Raw genomic sequence first — 17,461 nt, 5'->3', positions numbered from 1 at the left:
TTAAGCTTTTGCTTGTTGTGAATGAATTAATTTTTTTGTCATATAATTTAAGCGAAGATACGAAAAAATAGCTGCTGCAGTTAATCCGGCTAATAATCCGTACCAAATTCCTTCTGCACCCATTTCGGTATATAAACCTAAATAAATAGCAACTGGGAAACCAATTAACCAATATGAAATAAAGGTTATTATGGTTGGAATGTTTACATCTTGTAATCCGCGTAAAGCACCCAAAACGGTAACTTGAATACCATCAGAAATTTGAAAAATAGCTGCAATCATCAATAATTTACCTGCCATATCAATAACTTCGCGATTCAGAAGTGCGTTTTTAGCATCCTCTGCATCTAAGAAGAATAAAGGAATATAGCTATGAAAAATTACAAAAAACAAAGCAAAAAAGGTGTAAAGTAAAATGGTTATTAATATAATAGATAGAGCAACGACACGAAGTTTTACGTAATCTTGAAACCCTTTTTGATTTCCAACGCGAATCATCGCGGCGACTCCCAAACCAGAAGCAAACATAAAAGTCATTGAAGCCATACTTAATGCAATTTGATTTGCTGCTTGAGCGGATGTTCCAATCATTCCAGAAAGCCAAACTGCACCAGTGAATAATCCAACTTCAAACAAAGATTGCATTGATGAAGGACCACCAATTTTAGTTATTTTATTACAAATCGTTTTGTCAATTTCTTTGAAAGAAATTTTAGATAAAAAAGGTTTAAAATTTGTATTTCCGCTTAAAGCAAAATACATATAAATCAACATGGCAATACGAGAAAATAAAGTCCCATAAGCTGCCCCCATCATTCCCAATTCGGGGAAAATCCACACACCATAAATCAATAAATAATTTAAAACCACATTTACAACATTAGCAATTATCGTAGCGTACATTGAATATTTGGTTTGTGATTTCCCATCTGCAAATTGTTTATACGCTTGAAAAATAACCAACGGAATTAATGATAATGCAACAACATCTAAGAAAGGTTTTGCCATTAGGGTTACTTCTTCAGGTTGCTTCATATAATCTAAAAGTGGTTTCATAAAATATAGAATTCCAAAAAGAGCAAAGCCCAATACGGTACATAAAAGTAACCCATTCATAAAAACTTTTCGACCAGAATTTATATCGTTTATTGCATCAGATGAAGCAATTAGTGGAGTTATGGCAGTCGAAAAACCAACACCAAGTGAAATACCTATAAACACAAAACTGTTTGCAAGTGAAGCTGCAGCGAGTTCTGTGGGGCCGATTTGACCAACCATAATATTATCAATTACTCCAACAATTGTATGCCCCAACATTGCAAGAATAATCGGATAAGCTAATTTGAAATTATAACCAAATTCTTTGGTGTAAATACTTAAATTCATTAAAAAAAATTTAGCTGCAAAGATAACTACAATATTTTAGTTTGCATGATGAAGTTTATCAATGGTACAAAAATTGAATTTATGTGATAAAATTTAAGATTATGGAAAAATATAAAATAGCATGCATAACCATTTTGGTTTCAACCTTTTTAAGTTCAAATGAAATAAAAGCACAAAATAACCAAAGAGAAACAGTGCCTTATTATCCAAAAGGATTTCGTGTAGGATTTGGTCTGAGTGGTGGTTTACCAACCGATGGTGATTACGAAGCTGCTCTTGGAGCCGATGTTCGATTACAATATGATTTATCACGAAAAACATCTATTACTGCGACAACTGGTTATACCCATTTTTTTCAGACGGGCGAAGATTCAGGTTTTGTTCCTGCAAAATTAGGTTTTAAAGCTTTTTGGGGAACACAGTTTTATGCTCAAGGCGAAGTTGGTGCAGCTTTTGGAGTGAATGGTCAATTAGATAATTCTCTTATTTTAGCGCCTAGTTTTGGTTATGCAAATAAATATTTTGATATCAGTGTGCGTTATGAGAATTATTCTGATTACAAAACAGACCAAATTGGTATTCGTTTAGCATACGGTTTTAGTTTAAAAAAATAATTTAAAAAGTCGTCTTATTAGATGACTTTTTCTAATTTTACTAAAAATAAAAGATATGAAAAATTTAAAACTGCTTTTTACATTTCTAATTTTAACCTCTACTTTAATAAGCTGTAAGTGTTTTAAAGGAAAATCTTCTGAAACAATGATAAATTTAGAAAACACAAGTTGGCAATTGATTAAAACAAAAGACCGAAATTATGTTGTGAATGAAGAAAAACCTGACGGGATTTCAATTTCATTTGCCGATGCAAATTTCTCTTCAAGTGATGGATGTAATGCTTTAGGCGGAGAATATAAAACGGAAGGTAATACGATTGAATTTGGTCCTACAAGAGCAACAATGCGTTATTGCGATGAAGAATATATGAGAAAATTCGGTTATTATGTTCCTTTTCATTCTGTTGAAAAATTTGAAATTAAAAACAATAAATTATATTTATACGAATCTGATGGTAAAACACTTTTAGCTGAATATTCTAAAAAATAATATTAAACTGAAGTTAGATTATTTATCTTCTTTTTTTTGGCACTAGTTTTGAATGACATCACAAAATCTAAATAAATGAAAAAAATACTTTTTATAGCAACAGCAATTATTGTAAGTGCTACAACTCAAGCTCAAAATACAATTCAAGAACCTGTAATCGTTGTTAGTGGCGAAGGAAATGTAAAAATAAAACCAGATGAAGCGGTTTTAACAATTGGTTCAGAAATCAAAGGTAAAGATGCTGCAAGTGTTAAAATTGAAAATGATAAAGTCATTTCAAAAATGATAGCTTTTTTAAAGAAAAACAAAATTGAAAATAAAGATTTTCAATCTCAAAACATCAGTTTAAATCGTCAATATGATTATGAAACTAAGACAGAATATTTTCAAGCTACTCAAATTTTAACTGTTCAATTGAAAGATTTATCAAAATACGAAACCATAATGTTTGGGTTAATCGAAGCTGGTGCAAATACCATTCAGGGTGTTGAATTTAAATCTTCAAAAACAACATCTTATGAAACTGAAGCACGTACAAAAGCCGTTGAAAATGCAAAAAATAAAGCAACAGATTACGGAAAAGCTTTGAATCAACCTGTTGGACAAGCTGTTTATTTGTCAGAATTTTCTCAGGTTGTAAATCCTAGAATTTATACGATGGAGGCAAAAATGATGTCGGCTGATGCCTCAAATGGACAAACAGCAGCTCCTGGAGAAATTACAATTACAAGTAATATCACGGTTCATTATCAATTAGGAAAAAAATAAACTAAACGACTTCAAAACTGAAGTCGTTTTTTTACGTTTTAATAAAGATACGCCGAAGTATATTTTCTTAACTTTGTAAAAACATAAATAAAAATGTCAAATATATCAGGAAAAAAAGCTTTGATCACTGGCGGTGGCCGTGGTTTAGGTAGAGCAACAGCAATCGCTTTTGCAAAAGAAGGAATTCATGTAGCGATTACAGGTCGTAACGAGCAAAAATTACAAGAAACAGTAAATGAATTAACTACATTAGGAGTTGATGCTATTTATGAAGTTTTTGATATTGCCAATCCAGATGAGGTTAAAACAGGAATTGCTAATATCATTTCAAAATTTGGAACTATAGATATTTTAGTTAACAATGCTGGAATTGCTGCTTTTGGTTCGTTCTTAGAAATGGAACCTGAAAAATGGGTAAGCATGATAAATACAAATGTTTTAGGAATGTATTATGTTACCAAAGAAATTTTGCCTTTAATGGTAAATCAGAATGAAGGTGATATTTTTAATGTTTCTTCAACTGCTGGATTAACTGGAAATTCTGGAACTTCAGCTTATTCAACTTCAAAGTTTGCTGTAATTGGAATGTCTGAATCGATTATGAAAGAAGTTCGTAAAAACAACATTCGTGTAACTACATTAACACCAAGTACAATTGCAAGTGATATGTCTTTAGAATTAGGAATTACAGACGGAAATCCAGAACGTGTTTTACAACCAGAAGATTTCGCAGAATTAATCGTTGCTACATTGAAATTCCCAAGACGTGCATTAATAAAATCTGCTTCAATTTGGAGTACAAATCCGTAATCATAATAAATAATAGTTTTAAAGCCTTCATTTCTTTTTGATTTGAAGGTTTTTCGTTTAGTTTTTTTGTTTATATCAAAAATATTTACATTTTTGTTTTACATATATGATCACATGAGTTTAGAAAATAAAGTTTCTAAACTTTCTTTTTTTTGACTTTCAATTAAATTTTCACAGTTTGTAACTATTTGTCTTTTTTAATAAGAAATTCTAATTAAGTGAAACTTAATCAAAATTTACTGTTCCAAATTTCGCAAAATAATAATATCAAGATTTTCTGTTATTGTAAATTTAATTAATTCAAAAATTCAATTCCCTGAACAAATTTCGTTTAGTTTTTAAAAACATATTTGGGATCTAATGAATTTAATTTCAAAAAGTTAAAATAATTTTTCATTTTTTTTGATGTATTCATTGTTTTTATGGAGTAGTCAATGTGTTGAAATATTGAATTTTAACGAATTTCTAATCGAATAATTTCACAAACCAAATTACAATGTACGGGTTGAATTTAATTTTAACCATTGAAATTTACTAAAATTGAAATTTTCAATAATAAAAAAGCAATAGATTTGACCTAACAAAAGTAATCAAAGATTGATTTCTGAGTTAAAAAGAAAAATTAGAAAAGAAAAAAAGTTGTTTTTAAAATGGAGCTTAACCTACCTCTTAAGTATAATAAGGAAGTGTAAAAAAATCACTTCCTTTTTTTATATATATAAAATAAATTAGCTAGTAAATTAGCTGAAATCAGGGATATTCATTTATTAACTTTAACCGAAATTTGCAACACAATTAAGATAATTAATATTTTTTATTGTAAAAAAGTTGTTAGAGAAATAAAACGAATTCGTTTTAAAAATGGAGCTTAACCTACCTCTTAAGCAAAAAAAGCAAGTGTAAAAAATCACTTTTTTTTTGTTTTATATTAAATCAAAACTTATAATTATAACAAAAAACACAAAACAAGTTGTCAAAAACAAGCAAAAATGATTACAAAAAACAATAAACAAACCAAAATATTAACATTTTTAACATATTTATCATATTAGTAGAAAAAAAAATTAAAAATCACTGAAATCAGGGATTTTTTTTCTGAATTAATTTAACGTAATTTGTTATAACAAAAGAAGTTAACTACTAAACTTCTGAGTTACAAAAAATGCAATGAAAATGAAAATGTTATTGTTTTAAAAAATGGAGCTTAACCTACCTCTTAAGCAAAAAAAGGAAGTGTAAAAAATCACTTCCTTTTCTTTTTAGAAAATAAAACAACTATTTACAGAAAAAATAGTAATATATTTTAAATATAGCTGGAATCAGCGATATTTTATAATTGAAATAATTACGTAATTTGTCATAACAAAAGAAGTTAACCACCAAACTTCTGAGTTACAAAAAATGCTATGAAAAAGAAAATGTTATTGTTTTAACAAAATGGAGCTTAACCTACCTCTTAAGCAAAAAAAGGAAGTGTAAAAAATCACTTCCTTTTCTTTTTTTAGAAAATAAAACAACTATTTTATAAAAAAAGTAGTAATTTATTTTAAATATAGCTGAAATCAGCGATATTTTATAATTAAAATAATTACGTAATTTGTCTTAACAAAAGAAGTTAACCACCAAATTTCTGAGTTACAAAAAAATGCTATGAAAAAGAAAAATGTTATTGTATTAACAAAATGGAGCTTAACCTACCTCTTAAGCAAAAAAAGGAAGTGAAAAAATCACTTCCTTTTTTTTGTTTAATTTATTCTAATCTCTTTTTCAGCAAATCATAACTTGTTTGCCATAATTTTTGATTCTGAGAAAACAAATTCTCCAATTCTTTATTATATTCTGATATTAAGACAGTTCCAGCATCAACCTGAGCTTTAACAATCTTTACATTTGATTCGGAAAGTGAAACAATCTGTTTGTAAGCTTGTATTTTCTGACTTAAAATTAATAAATCGTTTTGTTGTTGTTTATCAGAATTAAGTTTTTCACGCTCTAATGTTTCCAATTTACTTTGAATAATTTCTTTATCAAAATCGAATTGTTTAGTTTTTAAACGCTTTTCAAAGTTTTCGGTTATTGGAATTCGTAAAGCTAAATTCACATAACTATTTCCAAACCAATTATCCGAATTCGTTATTTTTAATTGATTATCATAAAACTGACCGCCATAAAAAGCATTAAAAGTAAGCTTTGGAATTGAAGTTAATTTATTGTTTTGAATTTCGATTTCTTTAGCGTCAATTTCTAATTTTAATTGTTCAATTTCATAATCTGCAATTGTCAAATTTTGTTGAATTATATCATCAATTGACGTAGAAATAGAATCAAATACTGTGATATCGAAATAATTAGCTAACTGCAAATATTTATTTTGTAAAATCAATTCAGATTCATCAACCGTTAATTGTAATTCATAAGCTTTTTGCAAAGCTGCATTTTTTTCTAAATCAGAAACGCGTCCAGCTTCGTTTCTTTTTATGATTATTTGAAGCGTTTCTCTAAAATTATTTTCATTTAAAACAGAAACTTCAAATTGTTGTTGAGCTAAATAAGCTTGGGCATATAAATCGATAATTAGTTTTTTAAAATCCTCTGCCGATTGTTGTTTATCAATTTCAGCTTTTCTATTTTGATTTTCGGCTTGTTTAATATTTAACTGATTTTGTGAATTAAACAAATCCAAAGATAATTGTAAGCCAGCTTTTGCAGACCAATCGGTTGCAAATTTTAAAGGCGTAATTTCTCCAGGTTCTGCATTCGGATTAAAAGCAATTGCAGGAACTGGAGTTACTGGAACAATAAGATTTCGTTGCACGTTTGCATCACCATAAATAAGAGGTAAACGCTTATTTTTTTGAATTTTCAGATTTATTTCTTGCTTTAAAACTTCTAATTCAGCTTGTTTATATTCTGGATTATTTGCCAATTCTAAAGCTTTTTCCAAAGATAATCCTTGTGCATTTAGTTGAGTACAAACTAATAAACTTATGTAAAATATTGATTTTCTCATAATTTAAAAAACTGAAGCGGGTTCTAATTTAGAAATTTTTCGAACGGCAAATAAAGAACCTCCAATTGAAATAAACAAAGTGATTCCTAACAAGAATGATACAAATCCTAAACTAAAATTGATTTCCAATCCACTTTTTTTCACGCCTTGACTAAATCCTATCAATAGTAAAAAAGCAACCGAAAAACCAATTAAAGCATAAAGCAATGCTTGTGTGATAAGCAACTTGTTTACATAAGTTTTATTTGCTCCAATCGCTTTCAAGGTTCCGTAATCTTTTACACGGTCCAAAGCCGATGAATAAAGGGTTAATCCAATAATAAAAAAGCCAGATATCATTGCAAAAACAACCAATGTTCCAAAACTCATTCCCATATTCGATGAAATTAGAATTTCTTTTACTGTTGAATTTTGAAGCGCTTTTGTATCCCAAGCACGAAGATTTGGATATTGTGAATTGATTAGATTTATTACGTTTTGTTTGTTAGAATTTTTATCTAAATTCAAAACAATCAAACTCACTTTTGATGGATCAACATTTCCGTAAAAACGTGCATTAAACAAATTAGTATAGACGTAATTTCCGCCAAAAGCTTGCGCATTTTTTGTAATTAATTTTACTTGTGCACTTTTTGAATTTAATTCGATTTGCTTGTTTAAATACAAATCGGTATTCCACGATTTTGCATTAAAAAATTCGACAGAAACAGCTTCAGGCAATGATAAATCCGAAAGATTTCCTTGAAAAATTCTCGTAGGATTTGGACCGATAACAAAATCGGGTGCATCACTTCCAATAATTTGAACTGCTGCCGTATTTCCATCTAAAAATTTAGCTTCTGCATTTCCAATAACAACCGGAAAAGCTTGTTCAACTCCATTTATAGATTGCAATTGTTGTACATAACGTAAATCAATTTTGGTTAATGTATTGGCATTTTGAGTTTGGGATTCGATAACCCAAATTTGATTATCCTTTACATTGGCGTTTCCAACCAAATTTCCCATCAAACCCATCAAAAAAAGTAGTAACCCAACTTGCTGACCAATCAAGAAAATACTAATCACAATGGCAGTAATGATTCCTACAGATTTGGCTTTATCAAACCGAATAAATTTCCAAGCTAAAGCAAACATATTTATATTTTGATTTTACATTCCACTTTCTGATTAATCAAAAGTGATTGATTTGAATTTGGAATCGTAACGGTAAATCTTCTCACGCGACGGTCTGAACCTTCTCCAATTGTTTCATATAAAATAGATTTATTCTGAAGACTTGATCCCACGAACGTTATTGTTCCTTTTGCTATTGATTTACTTTGTCCCACAATAAAAATATCCACTTCTTGACCTAATTTTATATCAGACGCATAAAGCTCATCTACTTCACCTTCAACAACTAAATCAGAAATTTCTGCCAATTCACCAAAAACAGAATTTGACGAAAGTACTTGACCTAAAGTAACATCGAAACGAATCAAAACTCCAGATTGCAATGCACGAAACTCTTGATCTTCCAGCTTATTTATAGAAGATTTTAATTGAATATCTTTTTCTTTTCCTGATTGAATATTGGCTATATTATTTAATTTAAACTGATTAACAACTTGAAGTTGTTGCACATAAGCGATACTATCCAAAAAAACTTTTTGTTTGGTTTCAGCTTTTTGATTATATAACTTTTTAGAAGTCAAAAATATCTGTTTTAATTCATTGAGTTTGGTTTGTGCAATTTCTAAATCCATTGCGTTTGCTTTATTTTTATCTAAAGAAGATTGTAAATTTGATTTTGCTAATTCAACATCAATATCTTCGGAAACGGATTTCATTTTAAAAATCAATTCGTCCTTTTGAACAAAATCGCCCATTTTTTTATACAACGCAACTACTTGATTGGTTTGTGAAACAGAAAGCGGAATAATTCCATTTTTTGGCAACACCTTCCCTATTCCAACAACTGTTGAAACCACTTCAGTGACATTTTGTTTTTCTTTTGATTCATTTTCCTTTTCAGAACAAGAAAACAAAACAAAACTTAATACTAAAAAACTACTTATAATCTTCTTCATTTGAAATGGTATTTGAAACTTTTCCTTCTTCGACATAAACAATTCTGTCTGCAAATTTTCTTAATCTTAAATCGTGTGTAACAATAATAACCGCCTTATCTTGACGGGATAATTGTTTTAATTCTTCCATAATTGTAGCTCCACTTTTTGCATCAAGCGAAGCTGTTGGTTCATCACATAAAATAATTTCTGGATTGGTAACCAAAGCACGTGCAATGGCAACTCGTTGTTTTTGACCACCACTTAATTTTTTAGGCAGATTATTTTTTCGTTCTAATAAATTTACTTTCTCTAGAGCAATCAAAGCACGTTCTTTAGCTTCTTTATTAGATACGCCCTGAAGTATCAAAGGCTGCATAACATTTTCTAATGCAGTTAATGGTTCAATTAAATTGAATTGTTGAAAAACAAATCCGATGGTGTTCAATCTAATATTAGCTAATTCATTTTCAGACAAATTATTAACTTGAAGATTTTTCAAATAAACATCACCTGATGTTGGATAAATAACACAACCAACCAAAGATAAAAGTGTTGTTTTACCAGAACCAGAAGGTCCCATAATTAAAGTTAGTTCTCCTTTATTAAAGGTTTCAGTGGTCGAATCTAAAGCCGTAACTAAAGTATCACCGGATTGATATGTTTTTTTTACGTTTTTGACTTGAACTATCGCTTGATTCATTCTGAATTTTATTAGAATCTATACTGCAAGGTATTCATTTATTGAATGAAATCCGAATATTTATCTAAATAAAAAACGAGCTTGAATAAACAAACTCGTTTTGTAATTATTTATTATAAACTATTATTTTTTTATAAATTTAATTGTAGATTGAGAATTATCTTCAGTTTGAATTTTTAATAAATATGTTCCTGTCGATAAATTTGAAACATCTATAGAGTTTAAATTACCTGAATTTGAAAATTCTCCAATCTTTCTTCCTACTAAATCAAAAATTATAAATTTTGATATAGTAGAACTGTAGTCAATATTTAAAACATCTGAAACAGGATTTGGATATATTTTTAATTGAGACTTATCTAATTCATTGGTTGAAGCTGTTTGCGATTCACTTAACATAAAATTATCAATTAAGATTTCATAATCACCTTCACCAGAATAAGCTGATTCCCATTTAAACTTTAAATTACTTTGCGCTGCTATTAATGAACCTTCAATTGTGTAACTAATTTCCTGACAAGCGAGTGATGGAGTAAAATTATCCTCAGAAACAGAACCTAAAACTATCCAAGTTACACCATCGTTTAAAGAATAAGAAAAAGTAATTGAACCAAAGTCATAATTAACAGGCACTTCATCGTCATAATCAATAACACGTAATTGATAACTAACTTGCTTTGGTCCTGCATTTAAATTTAAATAATTTTGGCTTGTTAAAAACAATTGTGAATCACTTTCAAATAAATTAGTATAGATGTATTGTTCATCTTCACATCCACCATAGTAATCATCTACAAAAGAGTCATAGAAGAAATCACCATTTGCAAACCAACCTACGGGTAAATCATAAAGTCCAGTAGTCTCAAAATTTTCAGAAGCTATTGTCTGAGCATTAATAGTTATTGAACCAAAAAAAGCAATAACTAAAAGAATAGTATTTTTTTTCATAACATATTATTTACAATTAACACTAATATACAAAAAAAATAAGAATTACATAATAATTTTTTACTTTTTTACAAAAATGCATTTATTTTATAAAACTAATCAATCTGTAAAAAAATTAAAATTAGAAATTGATAAATTTTCTTTATTAAAACGATAATCGGATTAATAATAACAGCTAATTTAAATTACGTAAAGAGAAAACTTCATTTACCAACTGATAATCAGAACGTTTCAATGGAAAAGAAACAAATTTATTCATTCAAAAGCTCCGTTTTATAAGTTTTTAATTCAATCGTTTCGTGATGCTCAACTTTTGGATATTGAATATCTTTATATTTTTTCAACTCATTTAGAATTATCTCAGAAACTAAATATCTACTGACTTCTTTCTCATTTGAAGGAATAATATACCAAGGTGCATAATCCGATGATGTTCTAGAAATTGTTTCGTTATAAAAAAAACATATAATCATCCCAACGTTCTCTTTCTTCAACGTCGCTAGCCGAAAATTTCCAATTATGTTTTGTCTTGTCGATTCTACGAAGTAAACGTTCTTTTTGTTCTTCTTTATCCATATTCAGAAAGAATTTAAGAATAATGGTTCCGTTATCAACTAAATGTTTTTCAAATTGGTTTATTTGACTATAACGCATCTCCCAAAAATCAGCATCTAAATCTGCAATTTGATTGATATTTGGAAGATTTTCTTTCAAAACAATTTCAGGATGAACACGACTTATCAACACATTTTCGTAATGTGAACGATTAAAAACTCCAATTTTTCCTTTGGGAGGAAGTGCAATATAATGACGCCATAAATAATCGTGCTGGTATTCTAAATCATTTGGTGCTTTAAAACTCGTAACTTCAACCCCTTGTGCATTCAAATTTTTAAAAACCTCACGAATCAAACTATCTTTACCTGAAGCATCCATACCTTGAATACAAATTAACAGACTATACTTATTGTATGCATACATCCTATCTTGGATTACACTTAATTTATTACGATTTTTTTTTAATTTTTTTTCTGCTTTATCAATACTAATTATATCTTTATAAGACGTTATAAATGTATTCAAATCAAAATTAATTGTCGCTTTAAATTCTTCGATATTCATAACCAATCTTTTTATTTAAAATTACAACAATTTCAAACAACTTTAATTTCTTAAAATGAAAAAATACAACTTAATAAAATATCTTAAAATACTAGGTTTAAGCACCGTTTCGGCATTAACATATCAGAATGATGTAATTTCATTAATTGCTGACGATAGTAATGTTTTGTATGAATACAATACAAAATATGACGAATTGACTAAAATTTCATTGTCTGAGGGTGAATTAGAAAATTTATCTAAAACGGATAAATTGGATTTTGAAAGTATGGTTGACTCAGAAAAATCGATGTACATTTTTGGTTCGGGTTCAAAACCTAATCGTGAAAAAGCGATTTACATCAATAAAGAAAAAAATACAGTTGAAACATTACATTTGAATTACCTTTTTGATTCAATGAAAAGTTTTGCAGAAATTTCTGAATCTGATTTAAATATAGAAGGTGTAGCTTATGCAAATAATGAATGGTATTTTTTAAATCGTGGAAATGGTCCTGGAAATAAAAATATACTTTTTACAGTTCAAGGAAATAATTTGGTTGACGATTTTAATTTGTTTTTTAACGAATTCGAACTTCCTAAAATCAACAATGTAAATACTGGCTTTTCTGATGGAGTTGTCATTAAAAACAAACTTTACTTTTTAGCTACAGCAGAAAATTCAAAATCAACATATAATGATGGTAAAATTGAAGGAACATTATTCGGTTGTATCAATTTAAAGAAAATGAAATTGGAATACACACAAATCATCTCAACAACAAATAAATTTGAAGGTTTATCACTTTTCAGTCTAAAAGGAAAAAATGCTGTTTTTTTACTTGGAGAAGATAATGATAATCAAAACGAAGAAACACAGATTTACAAACTTGAAATCAAATTGTAAATTCAATAAATCCAAAAAAAAATCAAATATCAATGAGAAGTTTTTTACATTTGAACAACAAATCAAAATACTATGAATAATGTAATATATAAAAGTGTTGGCTCATTTAATATGGTGAACGAATACGGATTAAAACTTCTTTTTCGATTTATTGTAATCGATAATTTAAATAAAATTGGACAATGTCATATCACATTAAAATTTAATGATGGACGTTTTAGAAGTCGCTTTATTTCGATTGGAGAAATGCAAGGGATTTATGATTCGATTTTTAAATTAAACGAAGCTTTAAAAATTGGAAAAGTAGACGAAATCAAAGGAGAATGTTTTACAATTTGTGAATCGAGTGGTTTTAATTATAGCATTTTAGCAGATAATTCAAACGGCTTAATTTTTAAGATGAAAGTCAAAGCAGAAAACTATTATTACGAATTTGATATTACTGAACATCTTGAAACTTTTAAACTATTTAATCAAACAGATGCAAACCTTTTTAGAAATCAACTATCAATTAAATAGAAAAAAAAAAAATTAGCATTTAAGTTTAAAAGAATGAAAATCTATCCACTTCTTGAAGGTACATTTAACGTCACAAAACAAAAAGAATTCACTTACCTAATCGATGATATTCTTCCAAAAGAAGGAATAAATATGAATGTTTGTCCATTTTTAGTTGAAACTGATGACGATTTAATTTTGATTGATTGCGGATTTGGAGCTTTTAAGAATGATAAAACATATTTAATTTCGAAATTGAATTCTTATGGTTTTTCAGAAAATGATATTTCGATAATTCTAATTTCACATTTACATAAAGATCATATAAATGGATTAGGAAAAATTTTAAATGATAAATTTGAATGCTTTTTTCCTAATGCGAAAATTTTTATACAAGAACGTGAAATGCATTTTGCCTTAAATCAGATTACATTTAACTACGATATTCATTTTCTAAATTATATTAAAAACTACAAAAACATTGTTTATTTAAACTCAAATACGGGTCAAATAAACGATGTTATTTCTTATGAAGTTGTTGGTGGGCACGTTCCTTTTCAGCAAGTTTTTTGGCTAAAAGAAGATTGTGAAATCGTGTTTTTTGGCGCAGATAATTTACCTCAATTAAACTATTTGAAATTTCAGGCAGCTTTTAAAAATGACCTTGACGGTGTAAAAGCTATGAACGACAGAATTGAATGGCACAAAAAAGCCCAATCTGAAAATTGGACTATTTTATTTTATCACGGTAAAAAAACATTAATGAAAACCTTCTAAAAATCGCAACTAGCCTCAAAAACCATTCGTTGATTTGTAACCGGATGATTTAACTCTAAATAAGCTGCGTGCAAATGCAATCTTCTATCAGATTTTCCATACAAATCATCACCTACAATTGGCGTATTTAAACCCAAATGATGCGAAGAATGAACACGTAATTGATGTGTTCTACCCGTTATTGGATAGAAATAAACTTTGGTTTTATTATCTTTTATTTCAATCACTTCGTATTTAGTACGTGCATTTTTACCGTATTTTTCACAAACTAATTGGCGTGGTCGGTCGTCCAAATCAACCCGAATTGGCAGATTAATTTCTCCAAAATTTTCAGATAAAACTCCATCCAAAAGTGCTATATATTTTTTGGTTACAGTTCGTTTTATAAATTGACTTTGTAAAATCTTATGCGATTCTTTTGATTTTGCTAAAACCAATAAACCCGAAGTTGGCATATCTAAACGATGAACAATTAAAGGTCCAGTTGCATCGATATATTTCATTTTTATACGTTCATAAACCGAATCTTTTACATTGATTCCCGGAACAGATAAAAAATCAGCAGGTTTATTAATTACAACCATAAATTCGTCATCGTAAACAATTTCTAAATCTTTATCCAAAGCACTATTAACCAAAAATGGATTATCGTCAACCTGCATTCCAATTAACATATGACCTAAAATAGGTTTGCATTTTCCCCAACAAGCTGGATAAAAATTTTGATGTTTTTTTATTTCCGATTTAGGAGAAGTTCCCCACCAAAACTCAGCCATTGCAAGCGGTTTTAAATCATTTAGAAAAGCATATTGCAACAATTTTGGTGCACAACATTCACCAGCAGCAGCTGGAGGTTGCTCACCATTTTCAGAAAAAATATCTAAAAGATTTTTTTGTTCACCTAAAATATTTAAAAATGAATAACTTTCAAACAAACGATTTTGAAGCGCATTTGATTTATTTTTGCGCAATTCTTTAAGTTCATTTATTTTGATTTCAAAAGAAGCTATTTGACATTTGTAATTAGCAATTTTATCATCAATAGATTTTAAAAAAACATTAAATTCGTGTTTATCTCGTAAACTTTGTCGAATTAAGTCAGCTTCAAAAATCTGATATTCATCTTGTGAAAGCGAAATTATATTTTCTTTTCTTAATTGCTTTCTTTCATTTTTTAAACGTTTGACTTCTACTTTTTTATTGATAATTTCCAATTCAGACGAGATTAAATAAGCTTCATATTCCGATTTTAAATCTTTATATTCTGGATTATTTTCTAAAGATTTTACTTCTTCATTAATATCGTTCAAAATCAATTGTTCTTTGATAAAAAATCCATTTTCATCTAACATATCAAAAACTGGAGGAACAAAGAAATTATGCGTATTGCTATTTGCTATTTTACCTGAAAAAGCAGCTAAATATCCAATTTCTCCAAAACTATTTTCAACAACCAAAACTCCGAACATTTTACCAATTGCATCTTCGATATCATTCAATCCGAAATTATGTTCAAAATCAGACTGATTTAGCAAATAATCCTGAACTTCTAGAGCAGCAACCTCACATAATGGATGCGTTTCATAGAAAAATGGAAATGTAAATTTTTCAGGTAATGAAATTGAGTCAATATTTGAAGAGAATTGTTTAAATTTATCCATTAGATATGAATTGAAAAGAAATTATATTTTATAGAATACAAAAATACAATCTTCTAATTAAATAAATAGAACAAATAAAAAAGAGATTCACTTAAATCAAATTGTCCGAATATTACAAATTATAGTGTTTTAATATCTAATCAAAAACATAAAATTTGAAGTATATTTGCATTATCAAAATAAATAAAACTATGTCTTATATATCGAATGTTATTTCTGGTTGTTGTCCAAATTGTAAAAAAACTAAAGTTTTTGAAACAAACGGAAACCCATTTTTATTCAGAATGCCTAAAATGAATCAAGAATGTAAGGTTTGTAATTACTCATTTCACAGAGAAACCGGATTTTATTTTGGAGCTATGTATATGAGTTATGCTCTAACAGTTGCAGAGATGGTTGCGGTTTTTGTAATTGGTTTAATATTGAGTTTAAGCTTCTTACAAATGTTTATTGGAGTTGTAATTGTTGTTTTATTACTTTCAACTTTCAACTATAAAATGTCGCGATTGATGTGGCTGAATATTTTTTATAAAAAAGATGAAGAATAATTTGGAAAAGTCAGTAAATACGTAGTATATTTGCCTCAGTTAAAACAAAGACGGGTGTAGTTCAAGGGTAGAATAGCGGTCTCCAAAACCGTTGATGGGGGTTCGAATCCCTCCACCCGTGCAACATAAAAAAAGCTTCTAAATTTAGAAGCTTTTTTTTATTTTTGCTCATAACGTTTTAAAAATTCTGAAGGAGAAACCCCTACTCTTTTCTTGAAAATTTTCGAAAAGTAAGCATAATCTTCATAACCCAATTTATTAGCAATTTTACTGAAACTATCATCTGTATAAATTAAATTTCGTTTAGCTTCTAAAATTACACGTTCCAAAATAATATCAGTAGTCGTTTTTGTTGTAATCGACTTTACAACACGATTTAAATGCTTCTGAGTTATATTCAATTTTTCTGCGTATTCTGAAGCCAATTTTTCTTGAACATAATGTTTTTCCAATAAATTTTCGAACTGATTGAAAATGAACTGATAATGTCTTAATTGGTTAAATTCAACAGAACTTACTTCTTCAATAAATCGGTTAATTTTTATATATAATTGCGTTAAATAACTCAATATCAATTGTTTTCTTTTCCAAAATGAAGATTGATATTCATCTAAAATATCTTTTAAAACATTTTCTAGCTGAAATGAAGTTTTTTCATCTAAATAATAACACTTATCCGTATGATTTGAATCAAAAAAAGGATAATCCTTAATAGAATTGGTAACATATCCTAAATCGTAAAACTCTTTAGAATGAAAAAAAAGAAACCCATCGATGTCATCAGATAAATCCCAACTATGGGTTTGACCCGGATAAAGAAAAAATAACGTTCCTGGTTTCACCTCGTAAGTCTGAAAATCAATTTCGTGTGACCCCGAACCTTTTGTAAATAAAAAAACTGCATAAAAATCGTGTTTATGCGGCTTTTCAATACGAGAATGATTACTGATTAAATGATTGGGAATGGTGCTAGCATAAAAATCATTATTTTCAATATTTTGATTAAGTTCATTTATTTTTAAAAACTTAATATTAGTCATATTCAAATTCTTTTTATAAAGATAGTTTCTTTTTGTAATAAATCATATCTTTCGATTACAGAAACAAACTACAATCAGTGTTTACAACGTATATTTGTAGGTATTATATCCAAAAAATGATTTTTTATTCTTAACTTTAAACAAATCAT

18 protein-coding genes and 1 tRNA gene are annotated in these 17,461 nt (G+C 28.3%); 9 read left to right on the top strand and 10 right to left on the bottom strand.

The window, feature by feature from the left end:
• The gene (locus tag EG240_RS06855) at positions 1 to 1,386 is read right to left on the bottom strand and encodes an MATE family efflux transporter (protein ID WP_125018657.1); all 1,386 of its coding nucleotides are present in this window, start codon (positions 1,384 to 1,386) and stop codon (positions 1 to 3) included.
• A gap of 101 nt (positions 1,387 to 1,487) precedes the next feature.
• Here EG240_RS06855 and EG240_RS06850 point away from each other — a divergent pair, with 101 nt between their 5' ends.
• The 4 genes from EG240_RS06850 (at position 1,488) to EG240_RS06835 (ending at position 4,068) form a co-directional block, all read left to right on the top strand.
• A complete protein-coding gene (locus tag EG240_RS06850) occupies positions 1,488 to 2,000 on the top strand; it encodes a hypothetical protein (RefSeq protein WP_125018656.1) in 513 nt (170 codons plus the stop codon).
• A 145-nt stretch (positions 2,001 to 2,145) separates the two neighbouring features.
• On the top strand, positions 2,146 to 2,490 hold the full coding sequence (locus EG240_RS06845) for an META domain-containing protein (protein ID WP_158611999.1): 345 nt from the start codon (positions 2,146 to 2,148) through the stop codon (positions 2,488 to 2,490).
• Between the two features lie 75 nt (positions 2,491 to 2,565).
• Entirely contained in the window at positions 2,566 to 3,258 is a 693-nt protein-coding gene (locus EG240_RS06840) for an SIMPL domain-containing protein (protein WP_125018654.1), read from the top strand.
• 93 nt (positions 3,259 to 3,351) lie between these two features.
• Complete coding sequence (locus tag EG240_RS06835) at positions 3,352 to 4,068, top strand: 3-ketoacyl-ACP reductase (RefSeq protein ID WP_125018653.1); 717 nt, start codon at positions 3,352 to 3,354, stop codon at positions 4,066 to 4,068.
• 1,750 nt (positions 4,069 to 5,818) lie between these two features.
• Here the strand turns inward: EG240_RS06835 and EG240_RS06830 are convergent.
• The 7 genes from EG240_RS06830 to EG240_RS06805 all read right to left on the bottom strand — a co-directional run bounded on the left by EG240_RS06830 (position 5,819) and on the right by EG240_RS06805 (position 11,902).
• Positions 5,819 to 7,078 carry a TolC family protein gene (locus EG240_RS06830; protein WP_125018652.1) on the bottom strand — a complete coding sequence of 420 codons (1,260 nt, stop codon included), beginning with the start codon at positions 7,076 to 7,078 and terminating at the stop codon, positions 5,819 to 5,821.
• Between the two features lie 3 nt (positions 7,079 to 7,081).
• On the bottom strand, positions 7,082 to 8,215 hold the full coding sequence (locus EG240_RS06825; RefSeq protein WP_125018651.1) for an ABC transporter permease: 1,134 nt from the start codon (positions 8,213 to 8,215) through the stop codon (positions 7,082 to 7,084).
• A 2-nt stretch (positions 8,216 to 8,217) separates the two neighbouring features.
• Positions 8,218 to 9,150: an efflux RND transporter periplasmic adaptor subunit gene (locus EG240_RS06820; RefSeq protein ID WP_158611998.1), complete on the bottom strand. Its 933-nt coding sequence runs from the start codon at positions 9,148 to 9,150 to the stop codon at positions 8,218 to 8,220.
• On the bottom strand, positions 9,131 to 9,832 hold the full coding sequence (locus EG240_RS06815) for an ABC transporter ATP-binding protein (RefSeq protein WP_125018649.1): 702 nt from the start codon (positions 9,830 to 9,832) through the stop codon (positions 9,131 to 9,133). Before EG240_RS06815 ends, EG240_RS06820 begins: the two co-directional genes overlap by 20 nt.
• Positions 9,833 to 9,955: 123 nt before the next feature.
• Positions 9,956 to 10,780, bottom strand: coding sequence for a T9SS type A sorting domain-containing protein (locus EG240_RS06810; RefSeq protein WP_125018648.1), 825 nt, complete (start codon positions 10,778 to 10,780; stop codon positions 9,956 to 9,958).
• A gap of 251 nt (positions 10,781 to 11,031) precedes the next feature.
• Positions 11,032 to 11,253 (bottom strand): polyphosphate kinase 2 family protein, encoded by a 222-nt coding sequence (locus EG240_RS16945; RefSeq protein WP_262674639.1) that lies wholly within the window; start codon positions 11,251 to 11,253, stop codon positions 11,032 to 11,034.
• On the bottom strand, positions 11,231 to 11,902 hold the full coding sequence (locus EG240_RS06805) for a PPK2 family polyphosphate kinase (protein WP_262674638.1): 672 nt from the start codon (positions 11,900 to 11,902) through the stop codon (positions 11,231 to 11,233). The genes EG240_RS16945 and EG240_RS06805 overlap by 23 nt, the downstream gene beginning before the upstream one ends.
• Before the next feature lie 55 nt (positions 11,903 to 11,957).
• Between EG240_RS06805 and EG240_RS06800 the strand changes: the two genes are divergently transcribed.
• From EG240_RS06800 to EG240_RS06790, 3 genes are all read left to right on the top strand, one after another.
• Entirely contained in the window at positions 11,958 to 12,788 is an 831-nt protein-coding gene (locus EG240_RS06800) for a DUF6929 family protein (RefSeq protein ID WP_125018647.1), read from the top strand.
• A 72-nt stretch (positions 12,789 to 12,860) separates the two neighbouring features.
• The gene (locus tag EG240_RS06795; RefSeq protein ID WP_125018646.1) at positions 12,861 to 13,307 is read left to right on the top strand and encodes a hypothetical protein; all 447 of its coding nucleotides are present in this window, start codon (positions 12,861 to 12,863) and stop codon (positions 13,305 to 13,307) included.
• Positions 13,308 to 13,340: 33 nt separating this feature from the next.
• Entirely contained in the window at positions 13,341 to 14,063 is a 723-nt protein-coding gene (locus tag EG240_RS06790) for an MBL fold metallo-hydrolase (protein WP_125018645.1), read from the top strand.
• On the opposite strand, the gene EG240_RS06785 is transcribed toward EG240_RS06790, so the two are convergent.
• The gene (locus tag EG240_RS06785) at positions 14,060 to 15,724 is read right to left on the bottom strand and encodes an RluA family pseudouridine synthase (RefSeq protein ID WP_125018644.1); all 1,665 of its coding nucleotides are present in this window, start codon (positions 15,722 to 15,724) and stop codon (positions 14,060 to 14,062) included. The two genes, EG240_RS06790 and EG240_RS06785, sit on opposite strands and share 4 nt — an antisense overlap.
• A gap of 191 nt (positions 15,725 to 15,915) precedes the next feature.
• On the opposite strand from EG240_RS06785, the gene EG240_RS06780 reads away from it, so the two are divergent.
• Both EG240_RS06780 and EG240_RS06775 read left to right on the top strand, forming a co-directional pair.
• Positions 15,916 to 16,272, top strand: coding sequence for a DUF983 domain-containing protein (locus EG240_RS06780; RefSeq protein ID WP_125018643.1), 357 nt, complete (start codon positions 15,916 to 15,918; stop codon positions 16,270 to 16,272).
• A gap of 50 nt (positions 16,273 to 16,322) precedes the next feature.
• Positions 16,323 to 16,393, top strand: a tRNA-Trp gene (locus EG240_RS06775).
• 37 nt (positions 16,394 to 16,430) lie between these two features.
• Here the strand turns inward: EG240_RS06775 and EG240_RS06770 are convergent.
• Positions 16,431 to 17,312, bottom strand: coding sequence for a helix-turn-helix domain-containing protein (locus EG240_RS06770; RefSeq protein ID WP_125018642.1), 882 nt, complete (start codon positions 17,310 to 17,312; stop codon positions 16,431 to 16,433).
• Between the last annotated feature and the right edge of the window lie 149 nt (positions 17,313 to 17,461).

The organism is Paenimyroides tangerinum (assembly GCF_003865405.1).
GTDB lineage: Bacteria > Bacteroidota > Bacteroidia > Flavobacteriales > Flavobacteriaceae > Flavobacterium > Flavobacterium tangerinum.
The sequence above is the reverse complement of the archived record's forward strand: the minus strand, read 5'-3'. Positions and strand labels throughout refer to the sequence as shown.

Excerpts from the sequence above, each read along its gene's own strand:
- EG240_RS06855 (WP_125018657.1), bottom strand. The coding sequence starts at position 1,386 with ATGAATTTAAGTATTTACACCAAAGAATTTGGTTATAATTTCAAATTA.
- EG240_RS06850 (WP_125018656.1), top strand. The coding sequence starts at position 1,488 with ATGGAAAAATATAAAATAGCATGCATAACCATTTTGGTTTCAACCTTT.
- EG240_RS06845 (WP_158611999.1), top strand. The coding sequence starts at position 2,146 with ATGATAAATTTAGAAAACACAAGTTGGCAATTGATTAAAACAAAAGAC.
- EG240_RS06840 (WP_125018654.1), top strand. The coding sequence starts at position 2,566 with ATGAAAAAAATACTTTTTATAGCAACAGCAATTATTGTAAGTGCTACA.
- EG240_RS06835 (WP_125018653.1), top strand. The coding sequence starts at position 3,352 with ATGTCAAATATATCAGGAAAAAAAGCTTTGATCACTGGCGGTGGCCGT.
- EG240_RS06830 (WP_125018652.1), bottom strand. The coding sequence starts at position 7,078 with ATGAGAAAATCAATATTTTACATAAGTTTATTAGTTTGTACTCAACTA.
- EG240_RS06825 (WP_125018651.1), bottom strand. The coding sequence starts at position 8,215 with ATGTTTGCTTTAGCTTGGAAATTTATTCGGTTTGATAAAGCCAAATCT.
- EG240_RS06820 (WP_158611998.1), bottom strand. The coding sequence starts at position 9,150 with ATGAAGAAGATTATAAGTAGTTTTTTAGTATTAAGTTTTGTTTTGTTT.
- EG240_RS06815 (WP_125018649.1), bottom strand. The coding sequence starts at position 9,832 with ATGAATCAAGCGATAGTTCAAGTCAAAAACGTAAAAAAAACATATCAA.
- EG240_RS06810 (WP_125018648.1), bottom strand. The coding sequence starts at position 10,780 with ATGAAAAAAAATACTATTCTTTTAGTTATTGCTTTTTTTGGTTCAATA.
- EG240_RS16945 (WP_262674639.1), bottom strand. The coding sequence starts at position 11,253 with ATGATTATATGTTTTTTTTATAACGAAACAATTTCTAGAACATCATCG.
- EG240_RS06805 (WP_262674638.1), bottom strand. The coding sequence starts at position 11,902 with ATGAATATCGAAGAATTTAAAGCGACAATTAATTTTGATTTGAATACA.
- EG240_RS06800 (WP_125018647.1), top strand. The coding sequence starts at position 11,958 with ATGAAAAAATACAACTTAATAAAATATCTTAAAATACTAGGTTTAAGC.
- EG240_RS06795 (WP_125018646.1), top strand. The coding sequence starts at position 12,861 with ATGAATAATGTAATATATAAAAGTGTTGGCTCATTTAATATGGTGAAC.
- EG240_RS06790 (WP_125018645.1), top strand. The coding sequence starts at position 13,341 with ATGAAAATCTATCCACTTCTTGAAGGTACATTTAACGTCACAAAACAA.
- EG240_RS06785 (WP_125018644.1), bottom strand. The coding sequence starts at position 15,724 with ATGGATAAATTTAAACAATTCTCTTCAAATATTGACTCAATTTCATTA.
- EG240_RS06780 (WP_125018643.1), top strand. The coding sequence starts at position 15,916 with ATGTCTTATATATCGAATGTTATTTCTGGTTGTTGTCCAAATTGTAAA.
- EG240_RS06770 (WP_125018642.1), bottom strand. The coding sequence starts at position 17,312 with ATGACTAATATTAAGTTTTTAAAAATAAATGAACTTAATCAAAATATT.